Raw genomic sequence first — 20,941 nt, forward strand, 5'->3', positions numbered from 1 at the left:
TGACGCCAGAGGCCCGTTCCCGCGCCCGTTCCCGTGCTCTAGCCTGACGCGGTCTCGCCCCTGCCCCAGGTCCAGCGCCATTCCCGCACCTCGGGCATGTCCTCGCCGTGTTCGCGAATCCAGTCGTGGTGCTTGCGCAGCTTTTCCTCGAAGCCGGCGATCACCGCCGCGCCTTTTTCCTCCAGGATCGGCAGCCGGCGGATCGCCTCGATCGCCAGATGGTAGCGATCGAGCTCGTTCAGCACGGTCATGTCGAACGGCGTTGTCGTCGTGCCCTGTTCGATGTAGCCGCGCACGTGGAAATTGGGGTGGTTGCGGCGTTTGTAGACGAGGCGGTGGATCAGGTACGGATAGCCGTGATAGGCGAAAATCACGGGCCGGTCGGACGTGAACAGCCGGTCGAATTCCGCGTCGGACATGCCATGCGGGTGGTGTTGCGGGTCCTGCAGCGTCATCAGGTCCACCACATTGACCATGCGGATGCGCAGGTGCGGCAGGTTCTGGCGCAGCAGGTCGATGGCCGCCAGCGTCTCCTTGGTCGGCACGTCGCCGGCGCAGGCCATCACCACGTCCGGCTCCAGGCCGTCCTCGGTTCCCGCCCAGCGCCAGACGCCGGCGCCCGCCTCGCAGTGGCGGACGGCCTCATCCATGGTCAGCCACTGCGGCTCCGGCTGCTTGCCGGCGACAATGACGTTCACCCGGTCCCAGGTTTTCAGGCAGTGATCGCCCACCCACAGCAGGGTGTTGGCGTCCGGCGGGAAATACACCCGCACGATCTCCGGGTTCTTGTTGGCGACAAGATCGACGAAGCCCGGATCCTGGTGGGAGAAGCCGTTGTGATCCTGCCGCCAGACGTGGGATGTCAGCAGATAGTTCAGCGACGGCACCGGCTTGCGCCATTCCAGCTCGCGCGACACCTGGAGCCATTTGGCGTGCTGGCTGACCATGGAGTCGATGATGTGGATGAAGGCCTCATAGCAGGAGAAGAAGCCGTGGCGGCCGGTGAGCAGGTAGCCCTCGAGCCAGCCCTGGCACATGTGCTCGCTGAGGATTTCCATCACCCGCCCGTCGGCGGAGAGATGTTCGTCGCTGTCGAGCGTCTCCGCCATCCACACCCGGTCCGTGGCCTCGAACACCGCCGACAGGCGGTTGGAGGCGGTTTCGTCGGGGCCGAAGACGCGGAAATTCGCTGTGCCGGCGTTGAGGCGCATGACGTCGCGCAGATATTGACCGAGGATCAGCGTCGCCTGGTCTTCCCGGTCGCCCGGCTCCGCCACGGCTACGGCGTACTGGCGGAAATCCGGCGTGACCAGCGGCCGGGTCAGCAGGCCGCCATTGGCGTGCGGATTGGCGCCCATGCGCCGCACCCCCTTTGGCGCCAGCGCCTTCAACTCCGGCCTGAGGGCGCCGCTGTCGTCGAACAGGTCGTGGGGATCGTAGCTTTTCAGCCAGTCCTCCAGAATCTGGCGGTGGCCGGCGTTGGTCCGGCAGGCGTCAACCGGCACCTGGTGGGCGCGCCAGGTGTTTTCGACCATCTTGCCGTCGACGAACTTCGGTCCGGTCCAGCCCTTGGGGCTGCGCAGGATGATCATCGGCCAGCGCGGCCGCTCGGGCGATTCCAGCGTCGCGGCGCGGCGGATGTCGGCGAAGCGGTCGAAGATCCGGTCGAGCGTCGCCGCCATCAGCTGGTGCATGGCCTCGGGCTCATGGCCCTCGATGAACACCGGCTCATAGCCATAACCGGTGAACAGGGCGCGCAGATCATCGTCTGACAGGCGCGCCAGCACGGTTGGATTGGCGATCTTGTAGCCGTTCAGATGCAGGATCGGCAGCACCACGCCGTCCCGGACCGGGTTGAGGAACTTGTTGGAATGCCAGGCGGTGGCCAGCGGCCCGGTTTCAGCCTCGCCGTCGCCAACGACGCAGGCGACCACCAGGTCCGGGTTGTCGAAGGCGGCGCCATAGGCGTGCGCCAGGGAATAGCCGAGTTCGCCGCCTTCGTGGATCGAGCCCGGCGTCTCCGGCGCCACGTGGCTGGGCACGCCGCCAGGGAAGGAGAACTGTTTGAACAGCCGGCGCATGCCCGCTTCATCGGCGCTGACATGCGGGTAGATCTCGGAATAGACGCCCTCCAGCCAGGTGTTGGCCACCATGCCCGGCCCGCCGTGGCCGGGGCCGCAGATGTAGATGATATTGGCGTCGCGCCGGGTAATGATGCGGTTGAGGTGGGCGTAGATGAAATTGAGCCCTGGCGTCGTGCCCCAGTGGCCGAGCAGGCGCGGCTTGATGTGCTCCGGCGCCAGCGGCTGGCGCAGCAGCGGGTTGTCCATCAGATAGATCTGGCCCACCGACAGGTAGTTGGCGGCGCGCCAGTAGCGGTCGATCAGCGACAGTTCCGTCGCGTCAAGCGCCGGCTCCCCATGGTGACTGTGGATCTCGCTCATGGCTGCCTCCGTCAGTTCAGGAACGGACGCGAAATCGCGTCCTGTCACGCGCGTCCGGCCAGCTGTTCCAGCGCCTACCGCAGGAAGCGCCGGAACCGCTGCAATGAAAAATAAAACAGGATGGCCCCGATGCCGGCGAGCGCCAGGAACTGCGGCCACACCACCTCGAAACCGGCCCCACGAAACAGGATGGCCTGCGACAGGATGATGAAATGCGTGTTCGGCGCCGCGAGCATGATGGTCTGGATGATCTCCGGCATGCTTTCGCGCGGCGTCACGCCGCCGGAAAGCAGTTGCAGCGGAATCAGCACCAGCATCAGCAGCAGCCCGAACTGCGGCATGGAGCCCGCCACGGTCGCCAGGAAGATGCCGAGACTGGTGGTGGCGAACAGCATCAGCGCCGCGCCGGCCAGGAACAGCAGCGTCGAGCCTTCGATGGGGACGCCAAGGGCTCCCTGGACCACGAACGTCAATGACATGGCGGACGCCAGCAGGACGACCAGGCCCATGGACCAGATCTTGCTCACCATGATCTCGGCCGGCGTCACCGGCATCACCAGCAGGTGCTCGATGGTGCCGTGCTCCCGCTCCCGGATCAGCGCCGCGCCGGTGAGGATGATCGACAGCATGGTGATCGACGAGATGATGTTGTTGATGGCGCCGAACCAGCTTTTGTTCAGCTCCTGATTGAACCTGGCGCGCAGGGTCAGCTCCACCGGCAGGGCGGTGATGCTGCGCCGCCGGTTCAGGTATTCGGCGATTTCGCTGGTCAGGATCGACTGGATGTAGCCGCCGCCGGTGAAGGCCTGGCTCATGCGCGTGGCGTCGATGTTGAGCTGGATCGCCGGGGAGCGCCCCGCCAGCAGGTCGCGCTGGAAGTTGGGGGGAATGTCGATGGCGAAGGTGTCGAGGCCGGAGTCCATGCGCCGGTCCATCTCATGGGTGGAGATGTGGCGGGGCGGCGTGAAATAGGGCGGATAGAACGCCGTGGCGATGCGGGCGGACACCGGCGAATTGTCTTCATCGACGATGGCGATGGCCGCCTGGTTGAGCGTCTCGGGCATGGCTTTCGCGGCGGTGTAGATCGCCAGGGTGAAAGCGTAGACGATCAGCAGCAGCATCATCGGATCGCGTCCGAGGCCGCGCAGTTCCTTCACGCCCAGCCGGGCCACATTGGCGATGCGCATGTCAGCCCGCCTGTTTCTTCAGCAGCGCGACGCCAAGGCCGGTGAGCACGGGCGCCGCGATCAGCAGGGGAATGAAGGAGCCGGCCAGGTCTCCAAAGCCGAGGCCCTTTGAGAACACGCCGCGCGAGATCGTCACGAAATAGGTCGCCGGATAAACCTGCCCGATGAAGGCGCCGATGCCCTGCAGCGATGATACCGGATCGATGATGCCGGAGTACTGCACGGCGGGGATCAGCGTGATCAGCGCGGTGGCGAAGATCGCCGCGATCTGGCTGCGGATGAAGGTGGAGATCACCAGGCCCATGCCGGTGGTGATGAAGCCATAGATGAGCGCCGCCGCCGCCAGGGTCAGAAAGCTGCCTGTCAGCGGCACCTTGAAGATGAACACCGCGAACGCCGTCATCGTCAGGAAGTTGATGAACGCCAGCCCCACATAGGGCGCCTGCTTGCCCAGCAGGAACTCCAGCTTCGTCACCGGCGTCACGTAGAAGTTGATGATCGAGCCCAGCTCCTTCTCCCGCACCACCGCCAGCGCCGACAGCATGGAGGGGATCATCAGCAGCAACAGGGGGATGACCGCCGGCACCATGGCCACCAGGCTTTGCAGGTCCGGGTTGTAACGATAGCGGATGGCCACCTCGAACGCGCCCGCGTTGGCGGCGGCGCCCAGCAGTTCCCGCGTCTTCTGTTGCAGCCAGGCGGCGTGCATTCCCTGCACGTAGCCGCGAATGGTTTCGGCCCGTTGCGGCATGGCGCCGTCAATCCAGGCGGCGATCTCGACGGGGCGGCCGTGCGCCGCGTCCCTGGCGAAACCTGATGGAATCTCGATGGCCAGGCTGATGTCGCCGTTGCGCATGCGCCGGTCCAGCTCTTCGTAACTGGTGAGCGGCGCTTTCTCGGTGAAATAGCGTGAGCCGGAAATCTGCTGGGCGTAATCGCGGCTCGTGGTGGTGTTGTCCCGGTCCAGAACGGCGAAGCTGAGGTTCTCCACGTCCATGTTGACGCCGTAGCCGATGACGAACATCAGCAGCACCGTGCCGATGATCGCCAGCGTGGCGCGGATGGGGTCGCGGCGCAGTTCGAGCGCCTCGCGCCGGGAGTAGGCCAGCATCCGCCGCAGATCGAAGCCGCGCCGGATATGGCTCGCGTGTTCGGGCGTCGCCGCCTCCGTTTCCCCCTCCGTGGCGGGCGGTCGTCCGGCGGCGGGGTCCGTCTGCTTCACCGCCTCTTCCAGGCAGGCGATGAAGGCGTCCTCCAGCGTGTCGGCGTGGTAGGTCCTGGTGATCGCTTCCGGCGTATCGGAGATCAGCACGCGCCCGGCGTGCATCAGCGAAATGCGATCGCACCAGCCCGCCTCGTTCATGAAGTGGGTGGAGACAAAGATCGTGACGTTGTCCCGGCGCGACAGGTCGGACAGAATCCGCCAGAAATTGTCGCGCGCCACCGGATCGACGCCGGACGTCGGTTCATCGAGAATCAGGATGTCCGGGCCGTGGATGATGGCGACGGCCAGCGACAGCCGCTGGCGCACGCCCAGCGGCAGATCGTCCGGCAGGGCGTCCATGACGTCCTCAAGATCGAACCGGCTGGCCAGTTCGCGCATGCGCGGGCCGATGGCCGCGGCCTCCATGCCGAACAGCTCCGCGTGCAGCTTCAGGTTCTGGCTGACGGTCAGCTCCGTGTAGAGCGAGAACGCCTGGCTCATGTAGCCGACGCGCTGGCGCACGGCCATGTCCTTTGGGTCAACCTCGCCGCCGAACAGCCGCGCCACGCCCGCGCTTGCCGGCAACAGGCCGGCCAGCACCTTCATGGTCGTGGTCTTGCCGCAGCCGTTGGAGCCGAGAAAACCGAAGATCTCGCCGCGCGGGATGCGGAAACTCACGTCATCGACGGCGGTGAAATCGCCGAACTTCACGGTGACATGCTCGGCTTCGATGGCGATCTCCGCCGTTTCGCTGGCGGGACGGGGCGGAATGACCACCTCGTGGTGGTCGCGCCGCGCCTCTTCCGGCAACAGCGCCACGAAAGCCGCGTCCAGGTCGGCGGCGCCGGTCCGGTCCAGCAGTTCCTGCGGTGAACCGGTGGCGAGGATTTCGCCGGCGTTCATGGCGATCAGCCAGTCGAAGCGCGCGGCCTCCTCCATGTAGGCGGTGGAGACAATGACGCTCATGCCCGCGCGCCCGGCGCGGATGATGTCGATCAGCTCCCAGAACTGGCGGCGCGACAGGGGATCAACGCCCGTGGTCGGCTCGTCCAGGATCAGCAGGTCGGGATCGTGAATCAGCGAGCAGCACAGGCTGGCCTTCTGTTTCATGCCGCCGGAGAGCTTGCCGGCCGGGCGATCGGCGAAACGGGACATGCCCGTATGGGCCAGCAGTTCGGCGATGCGCCGCTCGCGCTCGGCCCGGTTATGGCCGAACAGGCGGCCGAAGAAATCGACGTTCTCGAATACCGACAGCGTCGGATAAAGGTTCTTGCCAAGCCCCTGGGGCATGTAGGCGATGCGCGGCAACACCTCCTGCCGTTGCCGGGCGTCGCCAATATCGGCGCCCAGGCTTTCGATCTGCCCCTGCTGCATGACGCGGGCGCCGGCGATCAGCGACATCAGCGTTGATTTGCCGACGCCGTCCGGTCCGATGACGCCGACCATGCAGCCGCCTGGAATATCCAGGGTGATGTCTTTCAGGGCCTGCGTCGCGCCATAGGAAAGGCTGACATTGCGCAGGCGGACCGCGGGCGCTTCCGCCGCTGGTTGCGGTCCGCTCTGCTGCTGGCGCATCGCCGCCGGGTCCGTCATGACTACTGAACCGTTTTGGCGAGGTGGGCAGGCCATTCAGCGGCGGGGTCGACCTTGACATAGGCCATGCCGGGCAGGCCGGTTTTGACCTGGCGCACGTATTTCTTCAGCAGTTCCCCAGGGATCTTCGCTTTCAGGCGGAACATCAGTTTTTGTCGCTCCTCCTCGGTTTCCACCGATTTCGGCGTGAACTGGGCCACGTCGGAGACGAAGCTGATCCTGGCCGGGATCACGTATTGCGGCGCCGCGTCGAGCACCAGGCGCGCGTCGCTGCCGAGCGCCACGCGTCCCGCCTGGGCGGTTGGCAGGAAAAAGGTCATGAACACATCGCCGACGTCGATCAGGTTGAGGACGCGACCGCCAGCGGACAGCACTTCGCCAGGCTGGGCGACGCGATACTGGATTCGCCCGGAGCGCGGCGCCTTGAGGGTGCTGTCGTTGATGTCGGTGACAATGGTGGTGATGGCCGCCTGGGCGGCGTCCACCGCCGCCTTCGCGTCCACCACCTGGGCTTTCGCGGCGCTGATGCCGGCTTCAGTCGCCGCCAGTTGCGCCTTCGCCGCGCCCAGCGCCGCGCGCGCGCCCTGCTCGGCGGCGCGGTCGTCGTCCAGCGCCTGCTGGCTGGTGGCGTTGGTGCGGATGAGGCGCTGCGAGCGCTGGTATTTGCGCGAGGCGACGTCAAGCTCCGCCTCCCGTTGCGCCACCACGGCGGCGGCGGCCTCGCGCTCGGCTTCGCGCTGTTTCACCAGGTTTCCGGCGGTTTCGATGCTGATCTCGGCGCGTCGCTTCTCCGCCTCGGCCTGCTTGCGCCGGCTTTCGAGCTGCTCGGTGTCCATCCGCGCCAGCACCTGTCCCGCTTCGACGAAATCGCCTTCATCGACGAGAATGTCCTTGATGCGGCCCGGCGATTTGGTCGAGATGTCGATCTCGACGGCCTCAATGCGGCCATTGCCGCTGGCGATGCCTGGCGGCAGATCCTGGGGGCCGAACTTGCGCCAAGCGTAATACCCGCCTGCCGCAACGGCAATTACGAGCGCCAGTATTGCCCAGCGCTTGCCAGAAGAAGCCATTGCTGCGGAACTCCGATATGCGATGCGCCGAATCACGCCGGGATCAGGCTACACCGGCGTGGGGTGATTTCAATGTGGAACAGCTGTTCGCCCACCAAACGGTTCCGCGTGTCTGGCGCAGCTTCACAATGAAAGCGGGCGAAATGACGGTGCGGACCCACGATGATTGACCCGGCCGGGCGGTAAAGTAACAATCCAGGTAGAGAAAAGCGCACCGTTGGCGTCGCCGAGTGGCCGATGGCCAAATGCCAGACGGCCAAATGACGATGGCCCGGCGACCCGTCCGCGCCGGTCCTGCCCCGGTGGGATTTTGCGGCCGGCGCGGTTGTGTCGCCGTGCGGTCGGGACGGCGGCGGCGACCATGTCCTGCGGCGTCCAGATCCAGCGCCATTCACGTTCCGCGGCGTTCACCTCCCGCGGCATTCATGTCCAGGAGCGCGGCGATGGACGGAAAACTGCTCGTTACCTTCAACGCCGGCTCATCCACGGTGAAGATCGGCCTGTTCGCGCTGGACGCCGGCGCTGATGGCTTGCGCCCGCGCCGCATCGGCAAGGGGATGATCGACTTTCGCCGCGCGCCGTTGCGGTTTGAGCTGACGGAAGGGCCCGACCATTTCGACATCGAACTGGCGGCGCCCGCCGGGGAGGAGCTTGACGAGGTTCTGTCGGAAGCTTTCAGCAGGTTGTCGTGGCATTTCGATCTGGATGCGCTGGCGGCGGTGGGCCACCGGGTGGTGCACGGCGCCGGCCTGTTCACCGCGCCGGTGGTGATCGACGCCGCCGCCTTGGCGCGCATCGACAGCCTGACGCCGCTGGCGCCCCTGCACCAGCCCCAGGCCCTGAAGCTGGTCCGGGCGATCGCCCGGCTGCGACCCGGCCTCCGGCAGACGGCGTCGTTCGACACAGCCTTCCACGCCACGAACGCCGACCTCACCCGTCGCTTCGCCCTGCCGCGCGCCCTGCATGACGCGGGCGTGCGGCGCTATGGCTTCCACGGTCTGTCCTATGCCTTCATTGCCGGGGAACTGACGCGTCGCCGGCCTGACGTCGCCGCCGGCCGGGTGGTCGCGGCGCATCTGGGCTCCGGCGCCAGCCTGTGCGTCATGGAGAACGGTCTCAGCCGCGACAGCAGCATGAGTTTTTCCACCCTCGACGGCGTTCCCATGGCGACCCGCTGCGGCGCGCTCGATCCAGGGGCGCTGCTGTATCTGCTTGGCCAGAAGGGTCAGGGGCTGCCACAGGTGGAGGATTTGCTCTATCACCGGTCCGGCCTGCTTGGCGTCTCGGGAATCAGCGCCGACAGCCGCGACCTGCTGGCGAGCGACCGGGCGGAAGCGCGCGAGGCGCTGGAGCTGTTCGCCCTGCGCGTCGCCGGAGAGGCGGCGCGGCTGGCGACCACCGCCGGCGGCGTCGACGCCCTGGTGTTTACCGCCGGCATTGGCGAACACCAGCCGCAGATGCGCGCCATGATCTGCGAACGGCTGGCGTGGCTTGGGGTGCGGCTGGACGTGGAGAAGAACGCCGCCAACGCTTTCGACATCGCCAGCGCCGACAGCCAGCGGGGCGTTTTCGTCCTGGCGACCGATGAGGAGCAGGTGATCGCCCGCGAGGCCGTCGCGGCGCTGGCCGGCGCCGGGTCCCCATCGCCGGAGTGGAACGGTCCGGCGCCTTGACCGGGGCAACGGGCAGGCGATGCAAGGCTGGCGCCTGAAGGTCAGGCGCGGCGGTCGGCGACGGGAATGGCGGCGGCGGGCAGGATTCAGATGCGTTGGTTCCAGGGCAAACCGGGGTTGCGGGCCAGGCTGTTCCCAGGCGTTTTCCCCCTGACCGCGCGCGGCGCCCTGCGCGATGTCATGGCCGGCATCAACCTTGCCTCGATGAACGCGCCGCAGGTGCTCGGCTACACCCGCATCGCCGGCGCGCCGGTGGTCACCGGCCTGTATACGGTGCTGCTGCCGCTGGTGCTGTTCGCCATTTTCGGCGCCTCGCGACATCTGGTGGTGGCGGCGGATTCGGCGACGGCCGCAATCTTCTCCACGGCGCTTGCGCCCATGGCGACCATGGGCAGCCCGAAATATATGGCGCTGGTCGGCATGCTGACGTTGCAAACCGCTGTGCTGCTGCTGGCGGCCCGGCTGTTCCGCCTCGGCTTTCTCGCTGATTTCCTCTCCCGCACCACCCTGGTCGGCTTTCTGACCGGCGTCGGCGTCCAGGTCAGCGTGGCGATGGCGCCGGACATGCTGGGGCTGAAGGTCGATACGCGCCGGACCCTCGGCCAGCTCCAGGAACTGGCGGCGGGGCTGGGGCACGTCCAGCCGCTTGAGCTTGGGCTGGCGGCGGTTGCCGTCGGCGCGATTCTGGCGGGGCGCTGGCTGATCCCGCGTTTCCCGGTTCCGCTGCTCGTCGTCGCCGGCCTGATCGCCGCCAGCGCCTGGTTCGATTTCGCCGGCCATGGCGTCGCGGTCATCGGCGTCGTGCCTGGAGGGCTGCCTTCGCTGGTATGGCCGGATGTTTCCTGGTCCGAAACCCTCGCGCTCCTGCCCGTCGCCGGGTCGTGCGTGGTGATGATTCTCGCCCAGAGCGCCGCCACCAGCCGCGTTTATGCCGTCCGATATGGCGAGCGCTCAGACATCAACGCCGATATTCTCGGGCTGGCGGCCGCCAACGCAGGCGCCGCGATCACCGGCGCTTTTGTCGTCAACGGCAGCCCCACGCAGACCGCCATGGCGGACAGCAACGGCGCCCGCAGCCAGGTGGCGCAACTCACTTTCGCGGCGGTTGTGGCGATCATTCTGCTGTTTCTCACCGGCCCCCTGCAATATCTGCCGCATGCGGTGCTCGCCGGCATCGTTTTCACCATCGCCGTGAACATGATCGACATCAGGGGGCTGCGGGCCATCTACGCGGAGAGCCCCGGCGAATGCGGCCTGGCGGTGCTGACGGCTGTGGCCGTGCCCTGCATTGGCGTGGAGCAGGGCATCCTGCTCGCCATCGCCCTGTCGCTCATCCGCCATGTCCGCCATTCCTACCGGCCGCACGTATCGGTTCTGGCGCCGGGCGCGTCCGGGCGCTGGGAGCCGGCGCGGGCGCGGGCGGGTATGCAGACGGCGCCGGGGCTGATCGTTTGCCGGTTCGGGGCGGATCTGTTCTACGCCAACGCCGACAGCTTCGCCGATACGGCGCGTGCGCTGGTCGCGGGCGCGCCGGCGCCGGTGCGTGATCTGGTGATCGACGCCTCCGCGACGACCAATATTGATTTTTCGGCGGCGCAGGTTGTCCGCGCCCTGATCGCCGACCTGCAACAGCAGGGGGTCCAGATCGTGCTGGGACGGGTCAGTAACGGCCTGCGCGCGGATCTCGAGCGGCACGGCGTCGCCGCGGCGCTCGGCGCGAACCGGATATTTTCGACCCTGCATGAAGCGCTTGATGCGGTCGGTGTGGATTACCATCAGGGCATGGCCCAGCGCCAGCCAGACGCCGCGCCGGCGTCGCCGGCCGTGTGAGGCCGCACAGCGCCGGCCCGGCCGGGCCAGGTAACCTCGATTTCATGAGCAACGCTTCAGGGAGGCTGCCATGACATCCGGGGTTATCGCCATGACCGCGGTCATTGCATTGATGGCCGTGTGGATCGCCGGTCTGCTGACCCAGGCAGATTGACCTGGGAAAGTTGCCGGACGCGAAACCGCGGGGCTTCGCGTCCCGCGTGTCTTGCCGGGGGGCGGGCGCCGATCCGTTAGGCCCGGCCTCAGGCTCCCGCCAGCTTCAGGCTCCCGCCGGCCCTGGGCTCCCGCTTGCCTTGAGCTGCCGCCGGCTTGGGGCTGCCGCCTGGTCCGGGTCCGGCGGCAAGGCCAAAACCCGGCGTCCTGATCCGGCGGCTTTCCCTTACGTTTCCGCCGGTCCGGGACTGGCGACGGCCGGCGCGGCCTGTTTCTTCTGCTTCCTGCGGTTTTCCAGATACTGCAGCGCCATGAACACCGACGGCACGACGGTGACGGTCAGCAGCGTCGATCCCACCATGCCGGTAAGCGTGGCGAAGCCGATGGATTTCTGCGCGTTGGCGCCGGCGCTGTCCGCCAGCACCAGCGGCGCCAGGCCAAGCCCGAACGCCAGCGACGTCATGATGATCGGACGCAGACGCAGGCGCGCCGCCTCGACCGCCGCCTCAGCCACTCCCCGCCCTTCCTGCAGGTGCAGGTCGCGGGCGAAGCCGACGATCAGGATGGCGTTCTTGGCGGAGAGCGCGATCAGCAGGATCATGCCGATCTGGGTGTAGAGATTGCTGGGAATGCCGATGGCCAGCAGGCCGGCCGCCGTCCCCAGCAGGGCCAGCGGCACCGACAGCATGATGGCCAGCGGCGCCAGCCAGCTCTCATACTGGCCGGCCAGAACCAGGTAAACCAGCAGCAGGCTCAGCGCATAGACCAGGTAAATCTGCCCGCCTGCCACCGCCTCCTGGAAGGAGAGGGCGCTCCAGTCAAAGCCGGTTCCTGGCGGCAGCACCTGCGCGGCGATGTTTTCAAGCTGCGCCATCGCCTGGCCGGAGCTGACGTGCATCACCGGCGCGCCGACCACCGTCGCCGCCGGATACATGTTGTACAGGCTGATCAGCGAGGGGCCGATGCTGGTGTCGATGTCGGAGATGGCGCCCAGCGGCACCATCTGGCCGGTGTTGCTGCGCACCTTCAGGGAGCCGATGGCGTCCGCGTTCATGCGCCATGGCGCGTCGGCCTGGATGTAGATCTGGAACACCCGGCCGAACTTCAGGAACTGCCCGACGTAGGACGAGCCGATGTAGGAGCCCAGCGTGTTGGCCGCCGCGTTGAACGGCACGCCGATGATTTCGGTGCGCGTCCGGTCGAGGTTGACCAGAACCTGCGGCGCCTGGGCGCTGAAGGTGTTGACGGCGGACATGAAGTTGCCCGACGCTGTGGCCTGCCGGGTGATCGCATCGGCGATGCGCTGCAACTTCTGGTAGTCGAACTCCCCATTGCGCAGCTCCACCTTCATGGTGAAGCCGGAGGCGTTGCCGATGCCCTGGATCGGCGGCGGCGGCAGCACGGTGGCGACGCCGTCCGGCAACGCCTTCGCCGTCTTTGACAGGGTTTCGTACATGCCGAGCAGGCCCTCTCCCGGGCCGCGTTTGCTCCAGTCCGTCAGCATGACGTAGAGCACGCCGGCATTCGCCAGGCTGGCGCTGTCGTTCATGGCCGAAAGGCCGGCGATGGCGACGACATTGACGACGCCCGGAACCTTGCTGAACCGCTCCGACAGTTCGGACAGGGACTTGCGGGTGCGTTCGAGTGAGGCGCCGTCGGGCAGTTGCACCGATGCGATGAAGTAGCCCTGGTCCTCGACCGGCAGGAATGAGGTCGGGACACGGCTCAGCGCGTAGCCGGAAAGGCCGACGAGGATCACCGTCAGCGCGAAGACGACGCGGTAGTGCTTCACCAGCCGCGCCATCATCCGCACATAGGCGTTTTCGCACGCCATGTAACCGTGCTCGAACACCCGGAAGATCACGTTGCGATCCTGCACGGGCTTGGGCGGGCGCAGCCACAGGGCGCTCTGCGTCGGCTTCAGGGTCATGGCGTTGATGGCGCTGATGAGCGCCGTCGCGGCGATGACAAGGGCGAACTGGCGATACATCTGGCCGCTGAGCCCGGGGAGGAACGCCGCCGGCAGGAACACCGCCATCAGCACCAGGGTGATGCCGAGGATGGGGCCCGTCAGCTCCTTCATGGCCTGGATGGTGGCGTCATGGGCCGTGAGGCCCCGCTCCATGTGCTTGGTCACGCTCTCGACGACGACGATGGCGTCGTCGACCACGATGCCGATGGCCAGCACCACCGCCAGCAGCGTCGACATGTTGATGGTGAAGCCGAGCGCCGCCATGGCGGCGAAGGCGCCGATGATGGTGACGGGCACGGTGGTGGCCGGCACCAAAGTGGCGCGCCAGTCCTGCAGGAAGATCAGGATCACCAACAGCACCAGCACGGCCGCCTCCACCAGCGTGTGGTAGACGTCGCTGACCGACGCCTTCACGAACAGCGTGGTGTTGAAGGGCGTGGTCCACGCCACGCCGGGCGGGAAGTCCTTCGCCAGCGTCTTCATCCGCGCTTCCACGCGTCCGGCGACGTCGAGGGCGTTGGCCTCCGGCAGCTGGAAGATCGCCACGCCCGCCGCCGGCTGCCCGTTCAGCCGGAAGTCCTGGCTGTAGGTCTGGGCGCCCAGGTCCACCCGGGCCACGTCGCGCAGTCGCGTCACCTGGCCGCCATCGGCGTTGTCGGCCTTGATGATGATGTTCTCGTACTGGCTGACCTCCGCAAGCCGGCCCTGGGCCAGCAGGGTGTACTGGAAGGCGTTGCCGCCAACGGTGGGCGGCGCGCCAAGCTGGCCGGAGGCGATCGGCAGGTTCTGGGCGTTGATGGCGTTGGAGATATCGGCGGGGGCGAGGCCCCGCGCCTGCATTTTCTGCGGATCAAGCCAGATGCGCATGGCGTACTGCCCGGCGCCGAACACGCTGACCGAACCGACGCCCGGCAGGCGCGACAGTTCGTCCACCAGATTGATCGTGGCGTAGTTCGACAGGAACAGGCTGTCCTGGCGCTTGTCCGTCGAGGTCAGCGCGATGATCTGGAGGATCGAGGTCGACCGCTTGTTGGTCTGCACGCCCTGGTTCTGCACCACGACCGGCAATTGCGCCAGCGCGGTGGAAACCCGGTTCTGCACCAGGATCTGGCTTTTGTCCGGGTCCGCGCCAATGGCGAAGCTGACGGTGAGCGTGTAGTTGCCGTCACTGGTGCTGGTGGAGGACATGTAAATCATGCCCTCGACGCCATTGACCTGCTGCTCGATGGGCAGCGCCACCTCCTGCGCGATCACCGATGCGCTTGCGCCAGGGTAACGCGCCGTTACCTGCACCGTTGGCGGCACCACGTTCGGGTACTGCGCCACCGGCAGGTTGAAGACCGCCACGGCGCCCAGCAGGACGATCAGGATGGCGATCACATTGGCCAGAATTGGCCGCTCGATGAAGAATTTCGTCATCAGCGCGCCGCTTTCCCGTCAGCCGGTTCACCAGGCGGACTGGCGCTGGCGGGGCCGGCGCCGGCGGGGTTGCCGGCGGCCGCCCCTGGCGCCCCGGCTTTCGCGGCGGGCGCTGGCTCGGCCTGCACGCGCGCGCCTGGCACGGCGCCCTGCGCCTGGCCAACGATCACCTGCTCATCGCCCGTCAGGCCGGAGAGGATGACGCGCAGGCCGCTGTCGGTGACCTGGCCGACCTCCACATGCCGCTCCTCCACCAGCCCCTTGTCATTGACCAGCAGGACGTAGCGGCCGCCCTGGCTGGCGCCCAAAGCGCTGTCCGGCACCAGCAGCCCTTTCTTCGGATCTGGCAGGGGGATGCGGATACGGAGGAAATTGCCGGGCAGGATGGCGCCCTGGCTGTTGGGCGCGAGCGCGCGCACCAGCAGCGTGCCGGTGTTCGGATCAATGGACGGCGACACGTAATCGATTTTCGCCCGGTAAGGGAAATCCTTGCCGACCGCCAGTCCCATCTCCACGGCGGCGCCGTCGGTTTTGCCGCGGGTCATGCCCCGTTCGCGCATGACGTCGCGGATGTGTTGCACCAGCTGTTCGTCGAGGGAAAACTGCACATACAGCGGCGCGCTCTGCACGATGGTCGCCAGGGTGGTGGGGCCGCCGACGCCGACCATGGCGCCAACGTCGACCTGGTGGTTGGTGACAATGCCGTCGAACGGCGCCCGCACCTCGGTATAGGACAGGTTCAGTTGCGCCTGCTTCACCTGGGCGGCCGCCTGTTCGACGGCGGCCTGGGCGGCGTCGCGTTTGGTTTCCGCATCGTCGCGGGCCGCCTGGGAGGCCGCCTGCTTGGCGTAAAGCTGTTGTTGCCGCTGCAGTTCGATCTGGGCGTTTTTCAGTTGCGCCTGTTGTTGGGCCAGCGCCGCCTGGGCCAGCTCCAGGCTGATCTGGTAGGGCGGCTGCTCGATCACGAACAGCAGCTGGCCCTTCTTCACGGCCGCGCCGTCAACGTAATTGATGCTGGTGAGATAGCCCTGAACGCGGGCGACGAGATTCACCTGCTGGATGGCGAACGCCTGGCCCGTCGCCGGAATATATTGGGTCACCGTCTGGCTGACCGGTTTTGCGGTGAAAACCACGGGAGGCGGCGGCGCCTTGGGTTTGGGCTCGTTGCAACCCGCGAGCAGTCCGGCAATGGCCGCAAAGGCCAGTAATGCAATCGGGCGTACTTTCCAGGTCATCTTCAACGTACGCCTCCCTTTGGCGGATGATGGCGCCGCAATCCGGACATGTGCCCCCCGCTTTCGCCTCATTTCGGATATTCAGAACATGTTCTTGCCGGTCAGGCAATTTTACTCGCGGCAAATTGCACAGGCGCGCGACCCGTGTATGACGTTGGCCCGCCTCATGGCGCTGTCTCCGGCAGCAGGGCTGCGCCGATTGCGGTCACGGAATGGCCCAGCGTTTTCAGGCCCCCGGTCAGCAATTGTCCCTGGCGACGCTGCTCCTGGCCGCCGGACAGGGCCCTGCCGATGCCGGCGAGGGTCGCGGCGTCGCTGAACGCCTTGCCGTGATTGCGGCCGACGCCGCCCTCCACGGCGCTGAGGTCATGCGCCTGCATGCCAAGCCGGTGAAACTGTTCGAGGTCGGTGTTCTCGCCGGCGCGCAGCTTGCCGCCGGCCAGCCGTCGCGAGGCGCGCAGCGCGTAGTCGTCGTGCGAGACGTAAACCGTCATGTGCGCTGCAAGGGCGCCGATGCGCGTGGCCTGCCGCCGGAAAACGTCCATGTCGACGTCCGGAGCCGCCAGCACCACTTTCTGGATCTGGCCGAGCGCGCGCCGGTCGTTGGCTGTCGCCAGCTGCCGCAAGGCTTCCATCGTCACCCAGTTGCCCATGGAGTGGGCGAAGATGTCGACCCCGCTGATCGCCGGATCGCGCGCCAGCTGCTTCAGCAGCGCCTCCAGCGCGTCGCGGCTGAAATCGGCCGAGGCGCGGTCGTAGGCATAATCGGTGACGCCGCCGCGCGACGGCCAGCTGAACAACACGGCCACGCCGTCGAAGTGGGTGTCGTCGACGATCTGGGCGAACCGCACCGCCGCGGCGTCGAACGCGGTGTTATAGCCGTGAACGAATATCAGCGCCTTGCGCGGCGGCGCCCCGGCGCCTGTCGTTCGCAAGGCGCGGGCGAATCCGGCCCCGTCGAGCCGTGCAACCGACGCCAGCACGATATGGCGCTGCGGGTCGGGGTGTCCGGCGTCAACCGGCAACGCCCCGGGCTGGCGGCCCGGCGGCATGGAAAACGCCAGCCGCGCGTAACTCACCTCACGGCCCCGTTCGCCGGAAAACAGATAGCCGGGCTGTTCCGCCGGCGCCCGGGTGGTCGCCGCGAGCACGACGCGCTGGACCGGCATGGCCCGCGCGGCGTCAACCGGTTGCAGCAATCCCTGGCGAGGTCCGGCGCAGCCGCCAAGCAGGGCCGCGAGATAGGTGGCCGTGACGAGCGTCAGGTAACGGAGGGCTGGCATATCCTGTTCCGGGGAAGATTTCGCGCGGATCAACGCCGTCTGGCGAAGCGCAAGAAGGAGCGTAGCGCGCGGCTTCGTCCGGATGGGCCACCGCCTTGTCCAGGTTCTCGTCGGCCCCGTCGGCGCCGCGCTGAACCAGGGTGTACGGGGGTGCGCCAGCGGGCCGCCCGGCGGCCTGATTGGCGGCCGGGCGGCGCTGGCCAGCTTTACCGGCGCGTCAACGCGCGGCGAGCGCCTGCTTGCAGCCGTCGCTGAGCTTGTCCTTGTTGGTCTTCAGGCAGGCTGCGACCTGTTCGCGATTGCCGATGGCCGAGGCGCAGAGTTTCTGCGCATCGGCGCGGCACGCGGTGCGGGCGTCTTCCGCGAGGGCGCCGCCGCCGCTGGCGGCGGCGAGGACGATGGCGAGGAAAAGAGCCTTTTTCATCTGTACGTTCCCGATGTGTGTCGCGCCATCGCCGGCGCTGACGCTGCGCCATCGGGCGGCGGCGCCCGGCGCCGCGTCCGGATTACCGTGACGCAGGGCGGTCAAACCGCCAGACGCCCTGACCGCGCCTGTGCGACGCCTCCCAACGCCGCGAAACTGCGGGAAAGCCGGGGGCGGGCCTATGCCATGTTCATGGGACCGATTGGGGAAGGGCCCATCTTCATGGGATATGCCCGCCGGCTTTCAGATGCTCCTGTCCGGGGAGGCGTTGTGTCGCTGCACGCGCAGGTTGCCGGACGCGGTTGCTGGCCGCGCGCCGGCTTGACGACACGCATCCGCACGAAATCGGAGAGGACAGCATGAACCTGGGACATTATCTGCGGGCCATGGGCGCGGCGTTGCTGGGCGTCAGTGTTTTCGCCGCCACGCCGGCCGCCGCCGTGGTCTACTGCAAGACCGTGGGCGCGCCCAGGGGATGCGTCGCGCGGCCGGCGCCCGTGGTGGTCGCGCCGCGCCCGGTTGTTGTGGCTCCGCCGGTTCGCGTTGTGGCTCCGCCGGCTCGTGTCGTGGCTCCGCCGGCCCGTGTCGTCGCGCCCCGGCGGGTCGGCCCCGCTTACAGGGCGCCGGCCGGAACGCCCACCAATCGCGGCGGCCCGGTCGATCGCGTCGGCCGGTTCTGACGCGCTTGGTTTCAGGCGGGGATTTCCGTTTCGGGGAAACGCGCCGGCAGGTCCAGGGTGATGCGGACCCCGTCGGGTCCGCTGTCGAGGCTGAGGCTGACGCCGCAGCGCCCGGCGCGTCGCCGCATGTTGTCGAGGCCCCGGCCCTGCGGCGTTGCCCGGCCAGAAAAGCCGTGACCATCATCGGCGATGATGATGCGGCCGCGCGCGGCGCCGTCGTCGTTGGTGAATGATCCGAAGCTCACCGTGATGCAGCGGGCGTTCGCGTGCTTCACCGTGTTGGTCACCGCCTCGTCGAGCAGCCGCAGCAACTGGATGACGTGCCATGGGCGCAGCTCCTGATGCACGGGCAGCCCGGCGGGGGACAGCGGCCGCCAGTCGAGACGGATGTCGTGCGGGCGCAGGCGGGCGGCGGTGCGCTCCCGCCAGGCGCCCAGCGCCAGCATCAGGTCGCCGTCGATATCATCCATGGCGTCGATCACCAGGCGCAGGTCGCGCAGGGCGCTGCGGGCGGCCTCGCCGATCTGCGCGCCGTGCGCGCCGCTGCGTTCGGCCAGCGCGACGATGCTGACCAGTTGTCCGCCCAGTCCGTCGTGCAGATCGCGGGTCAACCGCGCCCGCTCACTGGCGAGGGCGGCGGCGTGCTTGCGCTGTTCTTCACGTGCGAAACTGGCGCGCAACTTGTCCTCCGCCTCGCGCACCTGGGTCACCAGCCGCCCGGCGAAGCTGTCAACTTCGTTCAGGGCGCTGGCGAAGCGCCAGGTCAGGCAGGCGCCGATCACAGTCATCACCGCGGCGTAGGCCATGCGGGTGACGAAAATACGCTGGTGGGGCAGGGCGCCGGCGATGGTCAGCACGTCGCGGATCAGACAGGTCACCAGCACGGTGGCGGCGCTGGCGAGCAGCACGCTGACCAGGTCGCGTCGCGACAGGGCCGCGCCATGGGTCAGCCACGCGACGCCCCCGAGGCAAAGGGCGATGGCGGGCAGCCCAGGCCAGATGAAGGCCTGGCGCACCATCTCCGGCCCGCCGATCAGCCCGGCCAGGGCGATGACGACGCCCGGCCCCAGGGTCAGGGCCGCGAACAGCGGCGTCAGCCGCCGGCCCAGGAACAGCATGCAGAAGAGCAGCACCAGGCCGCTTTCCAGCGGCGCGGAGCCAATGGCGGCGGCGCGTATGCCGGCGAGCCAGGATGGCTGTTCCGGCGGAATGAGGAAGGTGTGCAGCGCGCCCAGCGCCATCGCCGCCGCGAGCACGCCATATGCGGTTTCCTGGCGGCGCTTGAACCACATGATGCCGAGCACCAGGGCAAGGATCACCTGCCAGGACGAGAAAACCACCGGCAGGGTGCTGAACAGCAGGATGCGCCAGTCCCAGGCGTCGCGCAGGACGCTGTCCGGCCCCACATACAATGTGTCGAGGAAGCCGCTCAGCGGCCCCCAGACATACAGGCGCACGCTCAGTTCATTGACCCCGGGACGCAGCAGTTGGGTGGGAATCACCGCCATGTCGGCGGCGTTGCGATCCGGCCGGTTGTTGCTGGCCTTGCGCCGCGTATCGAGCACCGCCACGCCATTGACCAGGACCTGGGCCGCGTTGGTGAAGCGCGGCGTCAGCACGGACCATTCTTCCGTGAGCTTGTCCGGGGCGGTGAAGCTGAGGGCCAGATTGATGCGCCGCGGCGTTGATCCAGGAAATGTTGCGGGCAGCCGTACCGGCGTCGGCCCGTCCGGGCCGGCCACCGTCGCCTCGCGCACGGCGTAACGGCTGTCGGGGGCGGGCAGGGGGAAGCTGGTGACGAGCAGGCACAGGCCGACAACCACCGCCTGGAGCGACAGGTGCAGCAGCGCGAAACGGCGCCGCGACCAGCGGGCGGAAAGCGGCGTCGCGCCCGCGCCGGCGGGCTGCGCCCCTGCGCTCAAAGTTTGATCAGCCCCTGCTGCACGGCTTCAAACACGGCTTCGCCCCGGGTGTTGACTTCGAGCTTGCGGTAAATGCTCTTGATATGCCCCGGCACGGTCTGGCGCGACAGCCCCAGGTGCGCGGCGATATCGGCGTAGCTGAAGCCTTTGGCGATGCCCCACAGGATGTCAATCTCCCGCGGCGTCAGCCGGGCGGTGTTCAGTTGCGGCCGCGCCGCGGCGTCCGGCTCCCGCTGCGCCCGGCGCACGATGAAGCGGGCGATGGAAGCGGAAATGGGCGAATGTCCCGCCACCAGGTCACGAACCGTGGCGGCGATGTCGGTCGGAAACGCGTCTTTCAGCAGATAGCCCGTGGCGCCGACGCTGATGGCGGCGATGACGCTCTCTTCGTCGCCCAGAATCGAGATCACCATGACTTCGGCCCGGGGAAAACGCGCGCGGGTTTCACGGATCAGGTCGACGCCATGACCGTCCGGCAGTTGCAGGTCGGTGAGCAATACATCGGGAGCGGTCTGGTCGAGCGCCGCCCGCGCCTCCGCCACGGTTCCCGCCTCGCGGATCGTGAAACCTGGTTCGCTGGCCAGCGCGTCGCGCAGCCGCCCGCGGGTGGGCGCGTCATCCTCAACGAGAAGTACGGTGATGCCCCCTGAAGGGGCGCCGGTGGAATCCGTATCCGTGGGTGATGCTGTCATGCCATGCGATCCTGGCCTGCCTCCGGATCTGCTCAACCGGGCGCCTTCAGGTTGCCGGCTGTCCGGCGAACGCTTCGACCATAGCCGGCGGCCGCCCCGTTGCGACAGCCATGAACATGGGGCGACCATGGAACGGCCGCGAAGCGCGCCGGCGATACAG

13 protein-coding genes are annotated in these 20,941 nt (G+C 67.7%); 3 read left to right on the plus strand and 10 right to left on the minus strand.

Annotated elements, in window-relative coordinates; all coding sequences use genetic code 11:
• Positions 1 to 38: 38 nt before the first annotated feature.
• The 4 genes from EV666_RS14025 to EV666_RS14040 all read right to left on the minus strand — a co-directional run bounded on the left by EV666_RS14025 (position 39) and on the right by EV666_RS14040 (position 7,498).
• The gene (locus tag EV666_RS14025) at positions 39 to 2,444 is read right to left on the minus strand and encodes a phosphoketolase family protein (RefSeq protein ID WP_132009261.1); all 2,406 of its coding nucleotides are present in this window, start codon (positions 2,442 to 2,444) and stop codon (positions 39 to 41) included.
• A 74-nt stretch (positions 2,445 to 2,518) separates the two neighbouring features.
• Entirely contained in the window at positions 2,519 to 3,631 is a 1,113-nt protein-coding gene (locus EV666_RS14030; protein ID WP_132009264.1) for an ABC transporter permease, read from the minus strand.
• A gap of 1 nt (position 3,632) precedes the next feature.
• Positions 3,633 to 6,410, minus strand: coding sequence for a ribosome-associated ATPase/putative transporter RbbA (rbbA, locus tag EV666_RS14035; protein WP_132009443.1), 2,778 nt, complete (start codon positions 6,408 to 6,410; stop codon positions 3,633 to 3,635).
• 20 nt (positions 6,411 to 6,430) lie between these two features.
• Complete coding sequence (locus EV666_RS14040; protein WP_132009267.1) at positions 6,431 to 7,498, minus strand: HlyD family secretion protein; 1,068 nt, start codon at positions 7,496 to 7,498, stop codon at positions 6,431 to 6,433.
• A gap of 443 nt (positions 7,499 to 7,941) precedes the next feature.
• Between EV666_RS14040 and EV666_RS14045 the strand changes: the two genes are divergently transcribed.
• Both EV666_RS14045 and EV666_RS14050 read left to right on the plus strand, forming a co-directional pair.
• On the plus strand, positions 7,942 to 9,171 hold the full coding sequence (locus EV666_RS14045; RefSeq protein ID WP_132009270.1) for an acetate/propionate family kinase: 1,230 nt from the start codon (positions 7,942 to 7,944) through the stop codon (positions 9,169 to 9,171).
• Between the two features lie 90 nt (positions 9,172 to 9,261).
• Positions 9,262 to 11,001 carry a SulP family inorganic anion transporter gene (locus EV666_RS14050; protein ID WP_132009273.1) on the plus strand — a complete coding sequence of 580 codons (1,740 nt, stop codon included), beginning with the start codon at positions 9,262 to 9,264 and terminating at the stop codon, positions 10,999 to 11,001.
• Positions 11,002 to 11,380: 379 nt separating this feature from the next.
• Here EV666_RS14050 and EV666_RS14055 read toward each other — a convergent pair whose 3' ends face one another.
• The 4 genes from EV666_RS14055 to EV666_RS14070 form a co-directional block, all read right to left on the minus strand.
• Positions 11,381 to 14,548, minus strand: a complete 3,168-nt coding sequence (locus EV666_RS14055; protein ID WP_132009276.1) for an efflux RND transporter permease subunit — start codon at positions 14,546 to 14,548, stop codon at positions 11,381 to 11,383.
• On the minus strand, positions 14,545 to 15,780 hold the full coding sequence (locus tag EV666_RS14060) for an efflux RND transporter periplasmic adaptor subunit (protein WP_165910028.1): 1,236 nt from the start codon (positions 15,778 to 15,780) through the stop codon (positions 14,545 to 14,547). Before EV666_RS14060 ends, EV666_RS14055 begins: the two co-directional genes overlap by 4 nt.
• A 164-nt stretch (positions 15,781 to 15,944) precedes the next feature.
• Positions 15,945 to 17,063: an alpha/beta hydrolase gene (locus EV666_RS14065; RefSeq protein ID WP_132009282.1), complete on the minus strand. Its 1,119-nt coding sequence runs from the start codon at positions 17,061 to 17,063 to the stop codon at positions 15,945 to 15,947.
• Between the two features lie 217 nt (positions 17,064 to 17,280).
• Entirely contained in the window at positions 17,281 to 17,487 is a 207-nt protein-coding gene (locus EV666_RS14070) for a hypothetical protein (RefSeq protein ID WP_132009284.1), read from the minus strand.
• Between the two features lie 359 nt (positions 17,488 to 17,846).
• Here EV666_RS14070 and EV666_RS14075 point away from each other — a divergent pair, with 359 nt between their 5' ends.
• Complete coding sequence (locus EV666_RS14075; RefSeq protein WP_165910029.1) at positions 17,847 to 18,167, plus strand: hypothetical protein; 321 nt, start codon at positions 17,847 to 17,849, stop codon at positions 18,165 to 18,167.
• An 11-nt stretch (positions 18,168 to 18,178) separates the two neighbouring features.
• Here EV666_RS14075 and EV666_RS14080 read toward each other — a convergent pair whose 3' ends face one another.
• Positions 18,179 to 20,089 carry a sensor histidine kinase gene (locus tag EV666_RS14080; RefSeq protein WP_132009287.1) on the minus strand — a complete coding sequence of 637 codons (1,911 nt, stop codon included), beginning with the start codon at positions 20,087 to 20,089 and terminating at the stop codon, positions 18,179 to 18,181.
• Positions 20,086 to 20,781, minus strand: a complete 696-nt coding sequence (locus tag EV666_RS14085) for a response regulator (protein WP_132009290.1) — start codon at positions 20,779 to 20,781, stop codon at positions 20,086 to 20,088. The genes EV666_RS14080 and EV666_RS14085 overlap by 4 nt, the downstream gene beginning before the upstream one ends.
• Positions 20,782 to 20,941 lie beyond the last annotated feature (160 nt).

The sequence above is a fragment of the Camelimonas lactis genome, assembly GCF_004342915.1.
Lineage (GTDB): Bacteria > Pseudomonadota > Alphaproteobacteria > Rhizobiales > Beijerinckiaceae > Camelimonas > Camelimonas lactis.

What these genes read in the sequence shown, in the direction of transcription:
- EV666_RS14025 (WP_132009261.1), bottom strand. Translation starts at nt 2,444, where the DNA reads ATGAGCGAGATCCACAGTCACCATGGGGAGCCGGCGCTTGACGCGACG.
- EV666_RS14060 (WP_165910028.1), bottom strand. Translation starts at nt 15,780, where the DNA reads ATGACCTGGAAAGTACGCCCGATTGCATTACTGGCCTTTGCGGCCATT.
- EV666_RS14040 (WP_132009267.1), bottom strand. Translation starts at nt 7,498, where the DNA reads ATGGCTTCTTCTGGCAAGCGCTGGGCAATACTGGCGCTCGTAATTGCC.
- EV666_RS14075 (WP_165910029.1), top strand. Translation starts at nt 17,847, where the DNA reads ATGAACCTGGGACATTATCTGCGGGCCATGGGCGCGGCGTTGCTGGGC.
- EV666_RS14030 (WP_132009264.1), bottom strand. Translation starts at nt 3,631, where the DNA reads ATGCGCATCGCCAATGTGGCCCGGCTGGGCGTGAAGGAACTGCGCGGC.
- EV666_RS14065 (WP_132009282.1), bottom strand. Translation starts at nt 17,063, where the DNA reads ATGCCAGCCCTCCGTTACCTGACGCTCGTCACGGCCACCTATCTCGCG.
- EV666_RS14045 (WP_132009270.1), top strand. Translation starts at nt 7,942, where the DNA reads ATGGACGGAAAACTGCTCGTTACCTTCAACGCCGGCTCATCCACGGTG.
- EV666_RS14085 (WP_132009290.1), bottom strand. Translation starts at nt 20,781, where the DNA reads ATGACAGCATCACCCACGGATACGGATTCCACCGGCGCCCCTTCAGGG.
- rbbA (WP_132009443.1), bottom strand. Translation starts at nt 6,410, where the DNA reads ATGCGCCAGCAGCAGAGCGGACCGCAACCAGCGGCGGAAGCGCCCGCG.
- EV666_RS14050 (WP_132009273.1), top strand. Translation starts at nt 9,262, where the DNA reads ATGCGTTGGTTCCAGGGCAAACCGGGGTTGCGGGCCAGGCTGTTCCCA.
- EV666_RS14070 (WP_132009284.1), bottom strand. Translation starts at nt 17,487, where the DNA reads ATGAAAAAGGCTCTTTTCCTCGCCATCGTCCTCGCCGCCGCCAGCGGC.